The 19346-nt window shown below is 54.0% G+C and carries 16 protein-coding genes, 1 tRNA gene and 3 pseudogenes; 14 read left to right on the top strand and 6 right to left on the bottom strand.

Features of this window, described 5'->3' with window-relative positions; genetic code table 11:
* Positions 1 to 644 precede the first annotated feature (644 nt).
* The 3 genes and pseudogenes from R8G34_01920 (at position 645) to R8G34_01910 (ending at position 1236) form a co-directional block, all read left to right on the top strand.
* Positions 645 to 734 (top strand) — tRNA-Ser (locus R8G34_01920).
* Positions 735 to 883: 149 nt separating this feature from the next.
* Positions 884 to 1165 carry an Arm DNA-binding domain-containing protein gene (locus R8G34_01915; protein ID MDW3221637.1) on the top strand — a complete coding sequence of 94 codons (282 nt, stop codon included), beginning with the start codon at positions 884 to 886 and terminating at the stop codon, positions 1163 to 1165.
* A pseudogene (locus R8G34_01910) lies at positions 1129 to 1236 on the top strand (IS110 family transposase). The gene R8G34_01915 and the pseudogene R8G34_01910 overlap by 37 nt, the downstream one beginning before the upstream one ends.
* 707 nt (positions 1237 to 1943) lie before the next feature.
* Here the strand turns inward: R8G34_01910 and R8G34_01905 are convergent.
* Genes R8G34_01905 through R8G34_01895 form a run of 3 tightly spaced genes read right to left on the bottom strand, consistent with a single transcriptional unit; the run spans position 1944 to position 3610 of the window.
* Positions 1944 to 2243, bottom strand: coding sequence for a hypothetical protein (locus R8G34_01905; protein ID MDW3221636.1), 300 nt, complete (start codon positions 2241 to 2243; stop codon positions 1944 to 1946).
* A gap of 14 nt (positions 2244 to 2257) precedes the next feature.
* Positions 2258 to 2905 carry a hypothetical protein gene (locus R8G34_01900; protein ID MDW3221635.1) on the bottom strand — a complete coding sequence of 216 codons (648 nt, stop codon included), beginning with the start codon at positions 2903 to 2905 and terminating at the stop codon, positions 2258 to 2260.
* A 21-nt stretch (positions 2906 to 2926) separates the two neighbouring features.
* Positions 2927 to 3610: a winged helix-turn-helix domain-containing protein gene (locus R8G34_01895; protein MDW3221634.1), complete on the bottom strand. Its 684-nt coding sequence runs from the start codon at positions 3608 to 3610 to the stop codon at positions 2927 to 2929.
* A 104-nt stretch (positions 3611 to 3714) separates the two neighbouring features.
* Here R8G34_01895 and R8G34_01890 point away from each other — a divergent pair, with 104 nt between their 5' ends.
* From R8G34_01890 to R8G34_01880, 3 genes and pseudogenes are all read left to right on the top strand, one after another.
* The gene (locus R8G34_01890) at positions 3715 to 4467 is read left to right on the top strand and encodes an isoprenylcysteine carboxylmethyltransferase family protein (GenBank protein ID MDW3221633.1); all 753 of its coding nucleotides are present in this window, start codon (positions 3715 to 3717) and stop codon (positions 4465 to 4467) included.
* A gap of 30 nt (positions 4468 to 4497) precedes the next feature.
* On the top strand, positions 4498 to 5013 hold the full coding sequence (locus R8G34_01885; protein ID MDW3221632.1) for a GFA family protein: 516 nt from the start codon (positions 4498 to 4500) through the stop codon (positions 5011 to 5013).
* Between the two features lie 58 nt (positions 5014 to 5071).
* Positions 5072 to 5261 (top strand): annotated as a pseudogene (locus R8G34_01880) (IS3 family transposase).
* 483 nt (positions 5262 to 5744) lie between these two features.
* Here R8G34_01880 and R8G34_01875 read toward each other — a convergent pair.
* A complete protein-coding gene (locus R8G34_01875) occupies positions 5745 to 7979 on the bottom strand; it encodes a cadherin-like domain-containing protein (protein MDW3221631.1) in 2235 nt (744 codons plus the stop codon).
* 1153 nt (positions 7980 to 9132) lie between these two features.
* On the opposite strand from R8G34_01875, the gene R8G34_01870 reads away from it, so the two are divergent.
* The 4 genes from R8G34_01870 to gltS all read left to right on the top strand — a co-directional run bounded on the left by R8G34_01870 (position 9133) and on the right by gltS (position 13158).
* Positions 9133 to 10143 (top strand): DUF4105 domain-containing protein, encoded by a 1011-nt coding sequence (locus R8G34_01870; protein ID MDW3221630.1) that lies wholly within the window; start codon positions 9133 to 9135, stop codon positions 10141 to 10143.
* Between the two features lie 161 nt (positions 10144 to 10304).
* A complete protein-coding gene (locus R8G34_01865; protein ID MDW3221629.1) occupies positions 10305 to 11816 on the top strand; it encodes a BCCT family transporter in 1512 nt (503 codons plus the stop codon).
* Positions 11803 to 11934, top strand: a complete 132-nt coding sequence (locus R8G34_01860) for a hypothetical protein (GenBank protein MDW3221628.1) — start codon at positions 11803 to 11805, stop codon at positions 11932 to 11934. Before R8G34_01865 ends, R8G34_01860 begins: the two co-directional genes overlap by 14 nt.
* An 18-nt stretch (positions 11935 to 11952) precedes the next feature.
* The gene (gene gltS / locus R8G34_01855) at positions 11953 to 13158 is read left to right on the top strand and encodes a sodium/glutamate symporter (GenBank protein ID MDW3221627.1); all 1206 of its coding nucleotides are present in this window, start codon (positions 11953 to 11955) and stop codon (positions 13156 to 13158) included.
* A gap of 7 nt (positions 13159 to 13165) precedes the next feature.
* Here the strand turns inward: gltS and R8G34_01850 are convergent, their stop codons facing one another.
* Positions 13166 to 14455, bottom strand: coding sequence for an alpha/beta hydrolase (locus R8G34_01850; GenBank protein ID MDW3221626.1), 1290 nt, complete (start codon positions 14453 to 14455; stop codon positions 13166 to 13168).
* Positions 14456 to 15328: 873 nt separating this feature from the next.
* Here R8G34_01850 and R8G34_01845 point away from each other — a divergent pair.
* The 4 genes and pseudogenes from R8G34_01845 (at position 15329) to R8G34_01830 (ending at position 18019) form a co-directional block, all read left to right on the top strand.
* Complete coding sequence (locus R8G34_01845) at positions 15329 to 15727, top strand: DUF1254 domain-containing protein (protein MDW3221625.1); 399 nt, start codon at positions 15329 to 15331, stop codon at positions 15725 to 15727.
* Positions 15728 to 15871: 144 nt separating this feature from the next.
* Positions 15872 to 16393: a DUF1214 domain-containing protein gene (locus R8G34_01840; GenBank protein ID MDW3221624.1), complete on the top strand. Its 522-nt coding sequence runs from the start codon at positions 15872 to 15874 to the stop codon at positions 16391 to 16393.
* A 17-nt stretch (positions 16394 to 16410) separates the two neighbouring features.
* Positions 16411 to 17835, top strand: coding sequence for a DUF1214 domain-containing protein (locus R8G34_01835; GenBank protein MDW3221623.1), 1425 nt, complete (start codon positions 16411 to 16413; stop codon positions 17833 to 17835).
* 54 nt (positions 17836 to 17889) lie between these two features.
* Positions 17890 to 18019: pseudogene (locus R8G34_01830) on the top strand (IS481 family transposase).
* A gap of 158 nt (positions 18020 to 18177) precedes the next feature.
* Here R8G34_01830 and R8G34_01825 read toward each other — a convergent pair.
* On the bottom strand, positions 18178 to 19329 hold the full coding sequence (locus R8G34_01825; GenBank protein MDW3221622.1) for a hypothetical protein: 1152 nt from the start codon (positions 19327 to 19329) through the stop codon (positions 18178 to 18180).
* Positions 19330 to 19346 lie beyond the last annotated feature (17 nt).

Genomic DNA, 19346 nt, shown 5'->3' with positions numbered 1-19346 from the left:
GCTCAACGGTTACGGACCATCAGATGGGTGTACGGGTGCAAAATCACGTTGCATCATCTGGCCTCGATCATATGAAAAAGACTGACACCGCAGAAGATTCTACAACGACTTTCTGAAAGCCAAGCGGGTTCTGCGTCATGTTCTAGATTGGAGATGCAGGATGGTGCCGGGAGTTTCTTTTCGATGGGTTGATCGCAGTGACAAAGTAGCGCCAGATCGGGCAGGGCGCCGCATAGGTGGTCAAGACGAACATCCATATCAAGAAAAGACAAAACCGCCTTGCCAGAAATGCGCCTCGCCGCTTTTTGGTTGGTCTGCGCAGCGAGGATAGCATCGCGACTTTGTAGGGCAGTCTGAAAGACAACAGGTCTTCAAGTCAGCATCAGATCCAAAAGCATGGCAGATCCGCGCGCTTTTCATCAGCTTCAACGGCAGGTGGTATTTCTTTTTGACATCGTAAGCCTGTAGCAATCCCAAAATGGCCTATCTGATCAGGGCCCCAAGACAAAATCGACCGGTTTAACGATTGAAGAGGTTTCACTGGCAGACCTGGTTTAAATCTGGTTCAACGCATGAACCGTCATGGATTGAGTTATAATTTGCCTCTTGCACATCCGGTCATGGGCGCGTTACACCGCTGCAACGGAGCGGTGGCCGAGTGGTCGAAGGCGCACGCCTGGAAAGTGTGTAGGCGGGAGACCGTCTCCAGGGTTCGAATCCCTGTCGCTCCGCCATTACCACATTTTTACGAATCTGATTGGGTCGCTTTGAGCGATCTTTTTATTTTATATTATTGAATTTAGGGCCCGCTATCGTTTGCATTGAGTTCCTTTGACGATGCCTAAATTCGTTTCTTGAATGGTACGGAAAGTGGTGTTTTGACATGGCCCTATCCGGTAGGCTGACTAAGAAGCTAGTCGGGAAACTTGGTTCTGGTCGTCAACGTGACGCCAGTGGCCTTTATCTGGTGGCTGATCCGCCCGGCGCGCGGCGCTGGATTGTGCGCGTGTCGGTCAAAGGTCAGAAAAACAAAAAAGACGCACCGCTGCACACGGATTTCGGTTTTGGTGGTGCAGATGTGGTCACGATCCATCAGGCACGCGACCGGGCGTTGGAATATCGCCGCATGACCGCAAACCAACCCGTCTTGCCACTGTGGCAATAGCGAACAAGACCGCGCGGATCATCTGGGCCGTCCTAACAAGGAACGAATACTACAGACCGCATACTGCTTAAACCGAGGAGAACAGAAGACCAGACAGCAAGACCATTGAAATGATAAAGCACAGTCAGCCCGTCAACCGAGAGACCCCTTCGTATGTCAGGGACACCTTATTGTCCGCAGAGCGGTTTGGGACTCGGGTTGCGAAAACCATCAGGGCCAGCGGCCGCGTGCGCCGCGCAAACGGATCGGACAAACGTCTGCTTCTGACCAGTGCCAAAATCAGCTTCAAATATGTCTTGCTTTGCAGGAGCTATCCACACAGGACGTTCAGTCTGCTCGGTTGGTCAGAACAATGCTGCACACCGCGCAGATGTCAGCGAAGCGCAGGAAGCGGACTTTGCTGATTTTGGCAAACTTTAGGGTGGACGGCCCAAACCGGACCTTGGCGCGGTAGTCAAGTGCCGCGCTGCGGCCTCACCAGACCGGACTTTCGCTGCAGCTGCATGATCTCGGGACGCTCGAACTCACAGTCCGCAGTCTTTCCCGACTTTGGTGTTTGGCCATGTTGCTGACGCGGCATTCGTTCTCAGTTGCAGCGAGCTTCTCTCTACGCCGCAGCTCAGTTGCGGAAGCGGTGATTGCTTGCTGGTCTCGGCCGGCATTTCGAATGCCCTCTACGCCGCAAAAGGAGCGGGCGATTCAACCAAACGTTCCCGCGCTCTGTCTTTACTCATTCAAGTATTAGAAGGGCAATTCGCCGCCTCTCCAAACAACTGGATCAAATGCCATACTTCTTAAGAATTTTTGCCGCCAAATGCCGAAAGGCACGGTCTTGAAATGGCAGTGCTCGAAAGAAACAGGCGCTGCTTAAATCTTTGTGGCGGGCTAGTGCCCGCTCTGCCCACTTTTTGGCGACCGATCTGTCTTCTGCAAGTTCGTTGGCGATGAGCGCCACAAGGTCCATCACTGGCAGGGCACCCGGCGCATTCGCCGAATTGTTGGCCCAGACGACGGCATCTGCATAGTTATTGTCCTGCAGATACCCAAGGGCACGAATGCCACGAATTCCATAGAGCATCGGGTCAAGTGGGCTTAAAGATATAGACCGGTCCGAAGCATCTTCATAGTCAACATGCGCCCCTGACAAGACGCCCAGCAGACCACTTGTGTAGTGTACTTGCGCGAGAAGTTTGGATTTATTTCTGTTGACCGTAAGACCCAGTCCAGCGCCTGCTCTAGATCGCCAGCCAGCCAACTGGCCCGCCCCCGCACGAAATTCGCAAAGTGATCCATTTCGTCCAATTCCAGACTGCGCTCTGCCGTCGCCAGCGCCATATGGGCAGCCTGCGATTTGTCGACACCGGGATAGGCGTTGAATGCGTTCTGAAAATGGGCGAACGACCGTCCGGCATGGGCCTTTGCAAAAGTGGGGTCCAGCGCGATGGCCTGGTCAAACATTGCGATCGCACGTTCATTTCCCGCATGGCTGAAGCGATACATATTCACCAGACCAACATGAAAGGCCGACCATGCATCAAGGCTTTCCGTCGGGGTCCCCTGTGCAAACCGTGCCTCATGCTGAGAGATCCGTGTCTCGATTGACGCAACAGTCCCGTTGACGATCCTGGCACGCAGATCATGGATATCGTCCATGGCCCCCGCGAATTGATCAACCCAGATCACACTGCCCCGCACCAGATCGAGCAATTCTAAGGTGATGTGCAAACGCTTCTGGTCCACCTCAACCGTTCCGGTCAGACATTAGTTGACATCAAGGCTGCTAGCGATTTCGCCGTAGGGGCGGCCGCTGAACTGAAAGGCTGTCGCCCGCGCAATGACCCTGAGCCAGCGCAGGCGGGACAACGCCTGAATGACATCATGTGCAATGGCCACAGAAATGGCCGGATGATCCTGTTGTGGCCCAAGCATCTCAAAAGGCAGGGCGACGATTGAAGGTTGCTTGGATGGTGGCGAAGTGTCTGTCACCGAGGTGGCCTTTTGTACCGCCGCAGGTGCCGACAGGCCGATGTCCCCGGCAAAACGAAAGCCGTATCCGTGCACGGTTTTTATCCTGCGCTGCAAGGTTCCACTGTCACCAATGGCTTGCCGCGCTGCCTTGATGGCCGAAGAAACCGACGCGTCACTGACAATCCGCCCGCCCCAGACATGATCAAGCAGCTCATCGCGCGAGACGGCGCGGGCACGCATCTCGATTAGAAAGCGCAGTGTCTGGAAAACCTTTGGCTCAATATTTATCGGCTCGGCCCCTTTGCGGAGCTCCATCAGCTGGGTGTCGAGCTCATAATCATCAAACGCAAAAATCACCGGGTGGCCTTTAATTTTGAAAAGGAACGATGGCTCATACCTGCCACGTTTGCCCGACGCATGGCAAATTTCGACACGGCGGAAGGTCAGAGCAAACCTCTTCACGAAATCATCAGACAATCATCAGGTTCGCTTCAAGCACGCTGGTCGCCGCCGCTCTAGACCTCCCCTTATCAAGGCCCGCCGCACCGGATGGGTATCGTTTTTTAACAAGGAGCGCGTTTATGAAACGCCCATTCGTCCTGATCTACGGCGTCATCGCCTACATCCTCTTTAACCTGTCTTTCCTCTATATGCTTGGCTTCCTGCAGGCGCTTTTCGTGCCAAAGGCCATCAATGACGGGCCTCAGATATCCGCCCCTTATGCGGCTTTGATCAATGTCGGCCTGATTTTCCTGTTTGGCTTTTTCCATAGCCTGATGGCGCGCCAATGGTTCAAAGACTGGTGGACCCGAATCATCCCAAAGGCCGCTGAACGCAGCACTTATGTCCTGCAATCCGCCTTGTTTCTGGGCCTGGCCATGTGGCTGTGGCAGCCGATGCCGACCACGCTTTGGTCTGTCGGTGGTGGGTTGGCCGCGATGACCTACGCTGTCTTTGTACTTGGCGTTGTGATGGTTCTGTTGTCCACGTTTCTGATTGATCACTTCGACTTCTTTGGCCTGCGCCAGATCTGGTGCGCCAACCGGGAACGCCCTATTCCCAAGCCAGAATTCCGCACGCCGTTTTTGTATCGCATTGTGCGCCATCCGATGCAGTTGGGGATCATCATGGTCTTCTTTGGAACACCGCTCATGACGGCGGGGCACATGCTGTTTGCACTGTCGATGACGGCCTACGTCCTGATCGGCCTTTGGTTCGAAGAACGTGCTCTGTTGCGCGAATTTGGCGACGCATATCGCGACTACCAAAACCGCGTGCCGATGTTGATCCCGGGACTGGGCGGTATTTTTCGCGGCCAGCCGCAGTCGCATTGATCCCACACAATCAGTCCAAAGGATGTTGAGATGTCACAGAACCATCACGAGGGCGATTGCAGTTGTGGTCGCACCCGCTACAGACTGACCGATACAGCCCTGATCGTGCATGCCTGCCATTGCAAAATGTGTCAGGTGCTGACCGGGGGCTCTTACGCCGTCAACGTTCTCATCGAGGCGGAGAACGCACAGCTTTTGCGCGGCGAGACGTTTGATCATCTTGTCGATACACCCTCGGGCCATGGACAGGCGATCAGAAGGTGCACAACTTGCTCGGCTGCGATCTGGAGTGTGTATCGCCATTTTGTGCATCGAACAGGGTGCAGCGTCAGGTTTGTGCGCGCCGGAACGCCGGACCACCCCGAAGACTTTCCAACGGACGTTCACATCTACACCGAGACACGGCTGCAGTGTTCTGCACAGGCAGATAAGAAGCCCGAATTCAGAGGGTTCTATCGGCTTGATGCCGTCTGGTCAGAACCCAGTCTGCGGCGTTTGTCACTTGGCGCAAGTATCGCACCGATTCAACAGGAGTGTGCTAAATGACACATCATCATCCCATCAACCGCAGCACGACACTGCTTGACCGTCCGATCTGCAAAACGCGGACGAGGTCAAGGCACTGCGCCGCGAAGCAAAGGATCTCAAGTAGATCGTTGAGGAACAGACGCTCGAACTGCGTCTTCTCAAAAAAAGCATGACAGGCGTTGGGGCGACGATGAATCAGGTATCCCGCATCAGAGAAGCTGGAGATCGTTCGGCTGGTCGAGGAAAGCCATCTGTCTGCTCGCAAGAGACCTTTTCTGTAGAGGCTTGTGAAACCTTGACCCGCTTTCAACAGCGGACCGGTGCATCCACTGCTTGATCCTGTTGATGCGATGCGTGCCGGTTTGGCGGCGAAGTCATAAGGGAAGTCGGATCCACGTCAAAACTCCGCGACCCGCGAAGAGGGCGTCTTGGCGGGATGGCCTCGTGAAATTCCGACGCGCACCGTTCAGGCCGGTGTTACACACTCCGTAAACTACGAACAACTCGCCCCCTGTAAGCTGAGACACCGGCACCGAACGATAAATTCTTCAACAGGCCGGTTTGAAAGCTCACTGCATCCTCGAACGACAACGCCGTCATTTCGGTGTTGGCGTGCGGCGAAGGCAACAATTCGTCCGAGGTTGAGGAGGGCCATCATCGCAAAGTCATGTGGTGAAAAACCCTCGTTCGGTCGGAACGACGCGTGCCTCGCAAAATGCAAAAGTCACACGCCGATTAAAAACCGTTTTTCATAGAAAATCAAAAACATCCACCTGCAGCACGACTTGAGCCGTCATGATCTCATCGTCGATCAAAACGCCATATTCAAAGCCGGTTTGCGCCCCCGGCTCAATGCTGTCACCCTGATTGCGGAAATCAACGACTCCGCTGGAAAAGACCCGGAACTCGCCACCGTCTGACCCATCGAACCAGATCCCGTCGTCAATTGGCGCACCATCGATCAGGACAATTTCATCGACCAGAGGGTCGTTTAGCAACAGATCCGTTTCGTCGTTCTTTGCGCCAAGCCGGAACCATCCTGTACCTGCAGATGCGAGCGCCTCGGCAGAGAGGGCAAACAGATCATCGCCCTCGAAAGATGTGCCCTCTATTTCCAACACGACAGTCGCAGAATCTGTCGCGCTGGATCCATTGCTCAACGTGTAGGAAAAACCCGTGCTCTCTCCCGGTGCAATCAGGTCACCCTGGTTTCTGAAATCGACAGCGCCTTTTGCAAAAACTCGGAACTGACCGCCACCGGTGCCATCAAACCATGCTCCGTACTCTACCAGTCCGCCCTGAACGTAGATGAACTGAGTGCTGGTCGATCGATCGTTTTCCAGAATGTCCGTACCCTCGACACTATCGGCGATGCGAAACCAACTGGAGCCTGCCGCATCCAGTGCGTCCAGCGTCACCAGATACTGGCCATCCACAGAAAAATCATCAAAGCCGCCATCGGTCAGCCCACCGACGGTCAATGTCGCCGTCGCTGTATCGGTCAGCAACCCGTCCGACACGGTGTAAGTAAAGCTGTCCTGCAGGGTTTCACCGAAATTCAGCGCATCCAGCGTTGTCGAAGTTATGGGATTATACAAAATGGTTCCATCGGAACCGAGCATGACGGTCGCACCGAGTGCGCTGGTGGTGCTCACCGAGACGATTCCCAAAGCGTCCCCGTCAGTGTCGCTGTCATTGGCCAGCAGATCGGCGGCCTCAAACAGATAGGGGGTGTCCTCATTCGTGATCACGGTGGCAGGGACGGTGCCGGATCGTTCTGCCGGCGAGCCATCGCCATTGTAGACCCGCGCAAAAACTCCCCAGTCATCTGTGTCTTCCAGCTGGTCCCTTGACGTCCAGGTGATGACGAACTGTCCATTCTCCAGAGCGGCAACGTCGGGCTCCCATCTGTCAAGGAACGTCACCTCATTGACCAGGAATTCATCGCTTGCGGGCGTGCCATCAGCGTTTAGGATGCGCGCCTTTATTTCGTCTACAGCAGGTAATTCCCGCTCGTTGTTGGATATCCAGGCAATGACAATCTGCCCGTTCGGCAAGACATCTACCGAGCTTCGTTGCTGCAACCCGGTCGTCTCCTGATTGACCTGAACAACGTGTTGCAAACTGCCCTGCGGGTCAAAGAAGTATGCAAAAAGGCCAGGGCTGTCATCGACCGTGATGCGGCCATCAAAGTCGTCGTCCATCACCAGAAACCCACCGTCCGCGAGCTTTGTCCGCCCAGAAACAAATGTCGGATTCAAAGGCCCGGTTTCGTTTACCGAAAAAGCCGGGCCTTCCGGTGTGCCTTCAATGGAAAAGAAACGGCCGAACTCGGGATACCCGGTGGCTAGATCGCTCCAGGTGACCAACAGACGATCCCCATCCAGAACCTCAATACTGTTGAGCCCGATAGCCTCAGACCGCAAGAAAATGGGAAAGGTTGTGCCCGAGGGCGTGCCGTCCGCCTCGAACACCTGTGCTTCGAGGATATGCGATGCGCCTATTGGATAGACCGCGATAAAGCGGCCATCAGACAGCACCTCCACATAGGCTTTCTGCCAGGTGCTGAAGCTCACACTTGCGAGTTCCACCACATCCGAGACAGGTTGTCCCGTGTCATCAAAGACGCGCAACCGTGAGTCAGATCCGAAGGAGCCGAAGGGCTTTTCCTGCCAGGTGACCACGAAATAACCATTTGGCAAAGAGAGGATGTCATCGGTTTGGAAGCCGGCGGCATCGTTTTCATCAACCCGAAATTCCGCACTGGTTTCCGAGCCATCCGCGTTGAAAATACGACCGAGGATCGTATTATCGGACCCGTAGTTCGGATTGTGGTCAGCCCGCCAGATCACGACATATCGATCATCCTCAAGCGCTGCAACTTTCTGCTCCACTTGCAGGCTGTCGGTCGTACTGTTGACGAGAAAGCTATCACGAAAAAGTTCGTCATCGTTGGCACTGGGGGCAATGTTCACTGGGTGCACGAGGTGTGTCCTCTCGCAGAGGGGGTGAAATCAAAGGAAATGAGTTTTTTCGTGGCAGAAAGTGCGTTCACAAATATCACACGTTCGCCAATCGCGCATTACTTTAAATCAATGTAGCAATGTCCTGAAGAGTGCTTCGATTTGAACCACGAGAGACAAAATAGATTTCGGAGGATCTGGTCGCAAGCGATGCCACATTCTGTTTGCGCAGCAAGCAGCCTTTGCGAAGTGTCCTGAATTTGGTCTGGTTTCTGCGTCGGAAGATGGTTCCGACCCGACCACTCCAAAATTTGGCAGGAATAGCCGGTGGTCGTCAAAATTGACTTTATATGGAACGAAGTAAGCCACACCTGTTTCCCACCGGCAGGAAAAGCGCAGACCTGTTGCTATACCCTCGCTTCTACCGGGAAGCCGGCGAGGACTGGTCGCCAGCTGCGCTTTCTCTTTGGATAGACATGGAGGCCGTGTTTTCCTTTACATATTTCGGCCTTCACGCTGAAGCGCTCAAGCGTGGGCAGGAATGGTTTGAGACGCCGGAATGGCCACCCCTAGTACTATGGTGGCATACAAACCACGGCCATCCCACTTGGTCGGACGGCGTCGGGTGTCTGTAACATCTACACAACCACGGTACGTCACCAACATCGTTTAATTTCAAGTTGCCGTTCGACAAAAATGGTGCACCGACCAAACTCGACAAGGTACAGCTCGAAGAGCTTAGCGCTCCCGGAGCCTGATCAAAAAGCAAGGTCTGCTTCGTCCGCGGTCCGGTCACTGAGCGACCAAGACTAAGGTCCGCTAGGGCTGGCTGGCGTCATCTGGTAGACCGCGCAAGGGGTTGCACGGCCAAATTCTATACGCCGCTACGCCGCAAGGCGGCTTCGAGCCCAAAGCAGTTATTGTTTTTTCATGACGCACGAGTATGTGGCACGAAAAATGTGTAATGAGCGAAATTCAACATGCCGCGGCGCGGCGCGAGAAGCGGCCTTTCACACACGTCTGAGCATTGATCAGGCGCGGGAATTACAGGTCGCGGAACGAAGGGTACCAGTTTTGCAAAGTATCCGCTTAAGCAGTCTAAGGCATCGACCACTTGCCTATTTGTAAATACCCAGACCTGTATCGAAATGATTGAAAATGAGGTGGACTATCCATGCGGCTTCCATTTCTGTGCATTTGGGTTGTTCTGGCGTGTTGCTGCATTGCGATCCTGACGTTTTGGGGAGCGTTGGCGCTTTGGTTTCGGCTGCCAGGTTCAGATACATTGCGCTACATGGCTTGTGGCTTGACCGCTTGCTTAGGCAGCAGCGCGTTTATCGCCCAATTCAACGCAAGGCGTTTCAAAGCAGCGGTCATTTTCGCCATAGCGTTTTTGGGCCTTATCGGATGGTGGGCATTTTTGGAGCCACCCAGAACGCAAGACTGGTCGCCAGAGGTTTCCCGTCAGAGCACCGGAGTGGTTGAAGGCGATACCCTTACCGTGACCGACATTCGGGATTTCGGGTGGCGTGCAGATGGGAGCTACCGCGAGAATTGGGTGCAAGAAAGTTACGATATGGCAGAGCTAAAAACAGTTGATCTCTTCATGTCCTATTGGGCGGGTCCACAGATCGCGCATTTCATCCTGAGCTTTGGTTTTGAAGGTGGACAACAGCTGGCTTGGTCAGTTGAGGTCAGACGGCAGAAAGGTGGTGGGTTTTCACCTGTTGCCGATTTCTTCAAAGAGAACACGCTGGTCATTCTGGCCGCAACTGAGCGCGACGTGGTCGGCCTGCGGACAAATATCAGAGGTGAAAATGTGCAGCTCTTTCGCTTGAACGCGGAAATCGACGTGGCGCGCGCGCTGCTTGAAGCCTACGTGCGTGACGCCAATGACCTGGCCCAAACACCGCGATGGTACAATTCGGTGTCCACGAATTGCACAACTGTCGTCATGAAATTGCTGAGCGCGATCGGAAGTGGTCCGCCTTTTGATTGGCGATTGATTGCGAACGGATACCTTCCTGAATTCGGTTATGAGCAGGGCGTTTTGAACACGGATTATTCCGTTGACGACCTCAGACAGCTGGGCAGAATCACGCAGAAAGCGCAGCAGTTTGGGCTAAACCCCGGGTTTTCCGACGCCATACGGGTTGGTGTTCCCGCCGCAAAACCTGGTTTGTAAGACCTTCACGATGGCCAGTTACTTATCGCTTTTGTGGATGCGCGCGATTGTGATCGCAACTGGTGGGATTTTTCAGGTTTTACCAACGCGCTGACATCAAACAGTCTGGACATCCAAGATCGTATTTTGTTCCCTCTGCATGCACTCGAAAGGGCACACCCATGAACCGCACGACCCTCTTGCTTGTTACATCCATTGTTACTATTGCAGCTGTCGCGATTTGGGGAGTGCTTGATCCAAAAGGGATCGTTGCGGGTGCATCGCTCATTGTTGAGCAGTATTTTGTCAGTCGTGGTTGGTTTGTGATGATCGCGGTTTCTGCAATGCTGTTTTTCTGCATCGGTCTTGCGGCGTCCCCTTATGGCAAAATCCGCCTTGGTGCAGATGATGACCGACCAGAGTTTTCGACGCCTTCATGGATTGCGATGCTGTTCGCGGCTGGCATGGGGGTTGGTCTGTTGTTTTGGGCCGTGGCCGAACCCTTAACGCACTTTCATTTTGCAACCGAGTTTATGGATCCGCCAGTCGCGGCCCAGCAAGCCTTGTTGGCCACGAATTTTCACTGGGGCATTCACGCGTGGGCCATTTACGGGGCGACAGCTTTGGTGATCGCCTATTTTGCGTTCCGGCGCGGTACTCCGATGCTGGTCAGCGCCCCTGTTGAAAACCTGTTTCCCGATGAGAGGTGGGCGCGCATCGTCGGCTGGCTTTCTGATTTCATGGCCATTGTGGCCATTGCAATCGGTGTCGCTGGCTCCATTGCCATGGGCGTGTTTCAGGTGGCGGATGGCATTGATGTGCTGATGGGCGGCAGCCAAGCGGCTCCCTGGCTCATTACAGCGGTCTTCGCCGTCATGGTCGCGGCCTATCTACCCCCGCTCTTGGTGGATCTGGGCGCGGGTATGTCCAAACTCAGCAACCTTGCGATGTCGATTGCGATTGGTCTCATTGCCTTTGTCATCATTGTCGGTCCCACCGAGTATCTGATGAACGCCATCGTCACCAGCTTTGGCGAATATGTCAGTACGGCAATCCCACGCGGCTTTCAAACATTGAACTTTTTTGACGCGTCCCTGATCAACTGGTTTCAGGATTGGACACTCACTTATATGGTATGGTGGATCGCATGGGGGCCATTTGTGGGCGTGTTTATCGCACGCATCTCACGCGGCCGGACCATCCGTGAGTTTGTGCTAGGCGTGTTGATCGGGCCGACCCTTTTTTCGATCATATGGTTCGGCACCTTCGGCGGCATTGGTTTTTACGATGCTCTGCTCGGGACCGGCGATCTACTGGCATTGACCACCAGCAATGTAGAACGCGTGACTTTTGGCCTGCTCGAACGGCTGCCTTGGACCACGCTTACAACCCTCGCCACGATCATCGCTGCCTTTCTGTTTATCGTGACAAGCGTGGTCAGCGCGGCCTTTGTGCTAGGCACGTTTTCATCGGGCGGTGATCCCAATCCCAAACCAAAGGTCCGGTTGGTCTGGGGTGTATTGCTGGGCGTACTTGGCGGGGCGATGGTCCTGTCAGGCTCCATAGATGCTGTCAAAAAGCTGATCGCCCTTGGTGCCTTGCCTTTTGTCTTTGTATCGATCCTGCTCTGCGTGTGCATGTTGCGTGCGCTGCGCGAGGAAGATGTGAAAGGGACGCATCATGCTGATCGGTGATCTGCTTGACACACTACTGAACCTTGGAACATTTGCGTTTGTCGGGGCGATGGTCTGGCTTTTGTTGCGCAAACCGGTTGCGCCACGTCACGACAAGAGTGACAACCCCAAAGACTAGTAAGTTCGAAGGACATCTATGACCTCCCCGATCGTCGTCCCTGCCTTTATTGCTGCAACCCTCGGGTTCATTGTGTTTTTTCTGGGGGCATTTCTCACCCGCAAAGTCGCTTTCCTGAAGAACTATAATATCCCGGAACCTGTCTCTGGTGGCATTGCTGTGGCGGTTTTGACATGGGTTTGGTTTGTGATGACCGGGCGCGAGATCACCTTTGAAATGGACGTGCGGGATTACCTACTGGTTCTGTTTTTTGCGACCATCGGACTGAATGCGCGCATCGCAGATCTGTTCAAAGGCGGACGTTTGCTGTTCATTTTGCTGCTTTTGACCGTCGGGTTCATGCTCCTGCAAAACATCGTAGGCCTTATCGGCGTGCAGCTCTTTGGCTTGCCCAGCCCAGTATCGGTGCTGCTGGGCTCTGCCTCTTTGATCGGCGGGCACGGGACGGCAATTGCCTGGGGTCCGCAGATCGAAACCCTCACTGGTTTTGAGGCCGCAGCCGAAGTCGGCATTGCAACAGCGACTTTGGGGCTGGTTCTGGCGGCCCTGATCGGCGGGCCAATCGCCAAATGGTTGATTGACCGCAATCAATTGTCCGGTGAAAGCGATGCGGCACCAATTGTCGGGTTAAGCTTTGACAAGGAAACCGGCGAGAGCGTTAATCACGTCAGCTTGATGCGCGCGACTCTGGCCGCGCATGTTGCGATTTTGCTGGGCTGGTTCGCCCATCAGGCCATCTCCGAAATGGGTCTGTTGTTGCCGCTGTTTGTACCCTGCCTGCTCATGGGCATCGTGATGTCAAATACGGTGCCTTACGTCTTCAAGTCCCTTATATGGCCTACGGGCAGCAAAGCGCTCGCTGTTGTTTCTGACTATGCACTGTCGGTTTTCCTTGCCATGTCATTGATGAGTATGCAGCTTTGGACGCTTGCGGAACTGGGCGGGCCGCTGATTGTCGTGCTGGTGATGCAGGTCATCATGACCGTAGGGTTTATTCTGTTTGTGGTCTTTCGCGCCATTGGTCGCGGTTATCTGGCCGCTGTACTGAGCGCTGGTTTCGCAGGTTTTGCGCTGGGTGCTACCCCCACCGCCATTGCGAACATGTCTTCTGTCACTAAGCGATACGGTGCCGCGCCCTTGGCCTTTATTGTGCTGCCGCTGGTGTCAGCTTTTTTTGTCGACCTTGCGAATGCCTTGGCGATCCGTTTTTTCGTCGGTCTGTGATGCGTAATCACCGCACAAGGCCGGGGTCTGCGCGGCGCACAGCACTGCGCAATTTCGACGGGTAATCTGGCGGAAACACCCAACCGGGACCAACCGGTGCGCGCACAAGACCGCGCTCCGCCGGGGTGAGATCAAAGTTGATTGACGTCACAATGTCACTGCTCACCCAAGGGCTGCCCCGCAAATATCCATGACCGTTTGCGGCATTTGATGCCTCGGCATCGGTCACATCAATGATGTTAAGGTCTTCAATGCTTTCCAACCAGGTCTGGACATAGTCGGGCAAGGCTGTTGTCGTGGTTTGACCCAGACGGCCGCCCAAGCCAAACAAGGCATCGGACAAACGCAGCGCACGGTCTCGCGTAGACGTATAGATGGTCAATTCGTCAATAATTCGGTCGGCACCGTCAATCAGATAACTCCCGAAGCGGTCAGGGCTGGCATCACTTCCGATCAGAATGACTTTGCCAAGCTTTAAGTCGCGCTTGATCTGAGCGTCACTGGCGCGGGAGTATTCCAGCCCGAACTGTCCAATGGCTTCCGTCACTAGCCGTGTGCCAGCTGAATGCGCCACGATATGTATTCGTCTTGCATTGGTTTCTGCCGCCAGAAAACGGATGTAACGCCGAAACAAGAAGGCACTTCCCGTCGCCTCTTCGGTGTCTTGCAAATAGCTGATCAGGCTGGATTCTGCAGGCCATGCATAGGCGGAAAACACATTCCGGTATCCCGCAAAATGCTGCAACTCTGCTGCCGCCAAAACAGGGTTAGAGAAATCCGACCTGACACCATGGACATAGATGACCAAATCCCCCCCTCTGGTCGCCGCGAGTTGTTTGTTGATCCGCGCAGCAAACGCGCGATCGGCAGACACCGCATCCGGTGCAAACAGGGCGGGGTTAGCGGCAGGGTGGCGCGATGCAACCAAGGGTCCGGCTTCGTCAATTGAACGGACATCAACAAAAAGAGCAGGCATGCGATCCTGAGCGGGGAGAAGGCTGTCAGAGATCTGCAACGACCCATCTATCCCTGAAATCGCGACGTCCACGTGACCAACACGCAGGATGGTCTCAGGTTCATCCGTATAGGTGAGCGCATCGCCAACAATGGCAGGCACCCGTTGAGTCGCATAGGGAATCTGCCGGTCGGCAGGTAAATTCGCCGGAAACGGATTAATGTCCCCGCCTTGATACAAAACCGGTGGCTCCATAAGGCCAATGGTTGTCGTGACCGAATTGGCCGGGGCGCAGGCAGCAAGGCCACACACCAACAAAAGGCATACCAACTTATTCAGCACAAAGACCTCCGAAACGGGTGGAACACGTCGGGTTCACCGCATACCTATCTGCAGGTATTTGTAAGAAACCGCAATGAAGTGTCACTAAACCCAGAGCTTTCGGTACCGCAGTTTTTCCACCATTTTTTTCGTCATTCACTACACAAAGCGCAATTTAATCCGCTCAATTTTAAGTGAGGCTTTGCCCCCCACGTGTTTGTCTTAACGGAATGCAACGAAAGTTTGCTGTAGGTCCTGACCTAAACCACTTCTGTGAATGACTGGTTTGACGAAAACTGCTACGATCCAGAACATCACATGTCGCGAAAGCAATCGAATGCTGCATAAGCAAAATGTCCAAACATCAATGTCGGGAAAGTCCTGCATCTTACAAGTTCATGCGTGATGCAGCGAACGGCGTAGTTTCCCAGATCGGCCATTGGTGAGATAGGTGGAGAATGTTTCGGAAGAGTCCTCACCGGACCTGTTGGTATCTTGCTGCGCGCGCCTGCAGCGCCGATTTTGCTACTACGGAATAGAGCTTGAGCCGATTTGCTAAGAGAAATGCGGACATTCATACAACGCGCAGCAAAACTGTTTCCATGGTCCTTCACACTTACCACCGACTCGATCTACAAATGGTAGTTAGAGCAACGGTCCGTGGCCGTTATTGCCAATTCAAGCAAGGTCGTACAATTGGGCAAGCAAAGCGTCAGCATAGGCGGCGGTCTAAGATCCGGGGTCGATGGGCCTGATACTGGTCCGGAAGGATGGGGAGCGTGCATTCAGGTGACGCTTCTTTTCCCAAAGTAGCTGGCGTTCACCACTGGCCTGTTTGCCACTCGATGCCGGTTGCTCTGCCCGAAGTGAGCGACCGTGCTGCAGGAAAGAAAAATGAAAAAAGCATTACTCACTGCCGTTTTTGCGATTGCGGCACAGCCAGTATTCTCTGAGGGGATGCAGCCAACCGAAGAAAACTTTTCAACTGCGATGGCGGACATCTACTTTCAGGAAGTTCTCGACCGCGGCGGCAACAATAGCTTTGTGCATATGCGGCAGGTTTCAAGCGTTGAAAACCAAAATATCATCCGCGAAAACCGCGATACTCTCTATTCTTGGGGTGTGTTCGACGTAACAAATGGTCTGACCGTAACTCTGCCTGCTGCAAGCGATCTCTACATGTCTGCGCTTGCCATAGACAATGACACCTTCATCGTGCGCGAAGTGGGCTTTGATGAAACTGGCGACATCGGCACCTATCAGGCGTTTGTGGATAAAGAACGGGACATTTAGATCTCACAGGATCAAGCGGTAACTGATTTCGTCTACATTCTGCTGCGCACGCAAACGGACCAGACAGCGGCGGGCGATGCAAAAGCCGTCGAATTGCAGAACAAGGTCCGAACAGGAAACGACGACAGCCCGAAAACATGGTCTATGCGGGAATGGGACATTGATGCGGTACGCGAGATGCAGGCAAGTTTCGTGCCCTACCTCGAAGAGACCGTCGCCCAGGGGACGGAGAAAGGCTATAACGAACGCGGTAAAACCGAACCATTCATTCACAATTTCTATTCTGCCATCGGCTGGGGTGGGCAACTGGAACGGTATGCTAGCTATGGCACTACTGCGGATATGACAGAGTTCGGCAGTGACTGCGCCGTAGTGACAATCGCTCAGCCACCCATTGACTATGACCGGTCAGGTTTCTGGTCGTATCAGGTTTATGGTTTGGACGGGTATATCGCCTCCAACAACAGTACTTTGAACAATCAGAATACGGTGCCTAATGATGACGGAACGATTACCCTGCGTTTCGGATCGGAAGCGGCCTGCGGGGCCAATGAAAACCGCGCCGACAAGAACGACAACGGGTTTTCAATCACATCGCGTTTCTACAATCGGACAGAGCCGATCCCTGCGACGCTGTTGAACTTGACTCTTACCCGCCAGAACTGATCCGAAAGGCCCATGCCGTGTTCAAGTTGAAAGCTCTCTGCGTCGCACTGGTTTTTACCGGCTCTGCCAGTTTTGCGGATCCGGAATACTACCCACCGTTGGACCCAACTGAAATCTACAGGGAAATGGACCTGCAAACGCTCATCCGCACGCATAGCAGTATGCATCCGGAAGTCGGATTTCTGTCGGTCTACAACGCTTACGTGGAAGAAGGATCATCGCCCACAAATATCGGGATTATGGAGACCTCGGTTGATAGCCGACAGCGCGTTCTGACAGCCAACTCTGAGACGATATACGCGGTCCATCCAGTCAATCTGGGCGAGCAAGGCGGCGCGGTTGTGCTCGAAGTCCCCAAGGGCATGCTAGGCATGGCCAATGCACCGGGATGGTGGACCATCAAGGATATCGGGGCCTTCGGTCCGGACAAAGGCGATGGTGGAAAATACCTGTTCACTGGCCCCGGTTTCGAAGGGGTCATTCCCGACGGGTTTTACCACTTTGCGTCGCCCGCCAATACCATCCTGTGGCTGTTACGGGGGTTTGTCGAAAACGGAGATACCGCTGCAACGGTCCGCGAGGTGCAGGCCGGCATCCGGACATATTCGCTCGCAGATGCTGATAACCCGCCCGCGAATACCTTCTATAATACTTCGGGAAAGCTGGGCGATCACTTCATGGACATGCTGTATGATGAAGCTGATGTGTTCGCGATGATCCGGCAGTATTTTGAGCTCAACGGGCCATCTTCAAATCCCATGCATATGCAGACCTACAGCGATCTCTATGATTTGGGGTTTTTCGACGAAACCGTGGCCGAGGGTCTGTTGACCGAAGCAGCTACTATCGGTGACCGTAACGTACGAACCTTGGGGTACAATAACCGCGACAAAGACGCTGAAAAATGGCCCGGTCGGAGCAATTGGCAGTGGGCAAACAACTTTGTCGATGAGGATTTCACCGGGCGAAGCAGCGGCACATACGCCAGTTCGCAGCATCGGCTGTGGTCTTTCTTTGCTACATTCAATTCTGTCGCCATGACGCGCCCGCCTGCAGGTGCCAGCTCGCAATACATCTTTTCAACAAAAGATGACGCTGGCCTGTGGCTTGATGGGACAAATCACTACACGCTGACGATCCCAGCCAATCCACCTGCCAAGGATTTCTGGTCCATCACTGTCTACGATGCCCGGTATCGGTCGATGGTCCGCGACGCCTCTTTCCAGTGGGGCGTCAGTTCCTGTGCGGAGGATTTGTTCATGCAAGAGAACGGCTCAGCAATCTTGCATTTTGCGCCCCAACAACCGGCAGGGGTCTCAGATCGAAACTGGATCGAAACCAATCGGGACGAAGGGTTTATGGTGTGGTTCCGAACCTACTGGCCAACAGACGGTTGGTATGACAACAGTTGGGTGCTTCCGAACATCAAGCAGGCAGATTAGTGTAGCGTTGGTCAAAGTTTCTAGGTGTCTTTTTGTGCCAGGCTTGATCTGATGCAATTGCCAGGACATCACATCCAGGTGGACGCCAGTTTCGCCACCTTCAAACGGAAAAAGTAGCCGAGCCGTGCGACGGATTCAGAACACTGCGATTGAAACTGCAACAAGAGTGCCGGCACTCAAAGTAAATACCCTCGCTCGCATTCCAGAGCAAAAGATCAACTGTGTCGATGACCTACTGCCTTGAAACACGTCATCATAGGGGGCGGTTAGGCTGGACTCTTTCGCCTGAAGCGCAATCAAGTATTCTCTACTATTGCACCTAGACAGCACCAAAGCTTCGGATCAGGGGTTCTGTTTCATTCTGGCAAAGTTACTGTCAGATGCGCCTCTCAAAGCTTCTCTGCCCTGAGCGACGTAGATTGCGACTGCAAGTAAGTCCTGTGTGTTTTGGAGTACCCCTTGCTGAAGGAAAAACTCCAGCGCAGCTGTTTGCGACCAGTCTTTGCGACCGCCAAATTGCCGGGCAACAACTGCTGCGGCATCATGGCGCTTGGCAACAAGTCTTGCAATTGTGTTGTTGATTTCATCCTGAAGCTCTGGCCGTCCGACGTCACCATGAATGGCCAGCGCCTCTATGACTTGCTCCAGCCTGTTCAAGGGCAAGGTTGAATTTGAAAACAGCTTGTTTTCGAGCCGTTTGAGGCCTCGGATGCCGTCGATCTCGACCAGCGCCGTTGCAAATGCCCCAATATTGTTACCAACGCCGGTGTCTGAAACGCGATCAACGTAGTTGTAGAGTTCGCGGCGGACCGCGGCATCATCCGTAAACCCCAAAAGCAAAACGCTGATGGGTTGGTCGGGGTACCCCTCCAGAGTCCAAAGCCCCGCCAAAAGGTCTTGTGCCGGAATATGAAAGTCCACGGTTCGCAATAGTGAATACGGCGCCTGATCGATGTCGCGCAGCGCAAGGTTTCTGAGTTTCTCGTCTGAGTGCCCCAGGTATTCCCCAAAAAGTGCTAAGCGATCAGCGGTATACTTACTTTCCCAAGCGGCGGCTTTGCCCAGAACCTTTTGGACCAGGGTTTCATATTCGGGCGAAAAGTAGCCGGCAAACCGCCACGCTTGCTCTTCTTCATCAAAGGCGAGCAGCGCGTCTTTTTGAGACCCTTCGGCGTACCAGCCGCGCAGGCCTGGTCCAGTCACATCTGAGATCTGCGCGGTCTGTTTTTGACCGCGAAGTGTTGTCACAGGTTGATAAACGAACTCGTCCTCCCGCGAATTTCGCGCCAGGACAAGTCGGTCGCTCTCGATGATCCAATTGATTGCAGTTTTCTCAGGTAGATAGTTGTGAAAGCTGCAACAATACCCTGCGGTTGCAACCAGCGATGCCAATACCGCCGGAACCGCCGTTTTCGAAATCTCGCCGACCCTAGGCAAGGTCAAGGCAATTGCGCCGTTAGCCACCGTGAATTTCCTCTCGCAAATAACGTCCATTGCTGCAGCCTTTCAAA

The organism is Paracoccaceae bacterium, from assembly GCA_033344815.1.
Taxonomy (GTDB): domain Bacteria; phylum Pseudomonadota; class Alphaproteobacteria; order Rhodobacterales; family Rhodobacteraceae; genus Roseobacter.
This window is presented reverse-complemented; position numbering and strand designations above follow the sequence as displayed.

Excerpts from the sequence above, each read along its gene's own strand:
- R8G34_01915 (MDW3221637.1), top strand. The coding sequence starts at position 884 with ATGGCCCTATCCGGTAGGCTGACTAAGAAGCTAGTCGGGAAACTTGGT.
- R8G34_01905 (MDW3221636.1), bottom strand. The coding sequence starts at position 2,243 with ATGCTCTATGGAATTCGTGGCATTCGTGCCCTTGGGTATCTGCAGGAC.
- R8G34_01890 (MDW3221633.1), top strand. The coding sequence starts at position 3,715 with ATGAAACGCCCATTCGTCCTGATCTACGGCGTCATCGCCTACATCCTC.
- R8G34_01885 (MDW3221632.1), top strand. The coding sequence starts at position 4,498 with ATGTCACAGAACCATCACGAGGGCGATTGCAGTTGTGGTCGCACCCGC.
- R8G34_01870 (MDW3221630.1), top strand. The coding sequence starts at position 9,133 with ATGCGGCTTCCATTTCTGTGCATTTGGGTTGTTCTGGCGTGTTGCTGC.
- R8G34_01865 (MDW3221629.1), top strand. The coding sequence starts at position 10,305 with ATGAACCGCACGACCCTCTTGCTTGTTACATCCATTGTTACTATTGCA.
- R8G34_01860 (MDW3221628.1), top strand. The coding sequence starts at position 11,803 with ATGCTGATCGGTGATCTGCTTGACACACTACTGAACCTTGGAACATTT.
- gltS (MDW3221627.1), top strand. The coding sequence starts at position 11,953 with ATGACCTCCCCGATCGTCGTCCCTGCCTTTATTGCTGCAACCCTCGGG.
- R8G34_01845 (MDW3221625.1), top strand. The coding sequence starts at position 15,329 with ATGAAAAAAGCATTACTCACTGCCGTTTTTGCGATTGCGGCACAGCCA.
- R8G34_01840 (MDW3221624.1), top strand. The coding sequence starts at position 15,872 with ATGCGGGAATGGGACATTGATGCGGTACGCGAGATGCAGGCAAGTTTC.
- R8G34_01825 (MDW3221622.1), bottom strand. The coding sequence starts at position 19,329 with ATGGACGTTATTTGCGAGAGGAAATTCACGGTGGCTAACGGCGCAATT.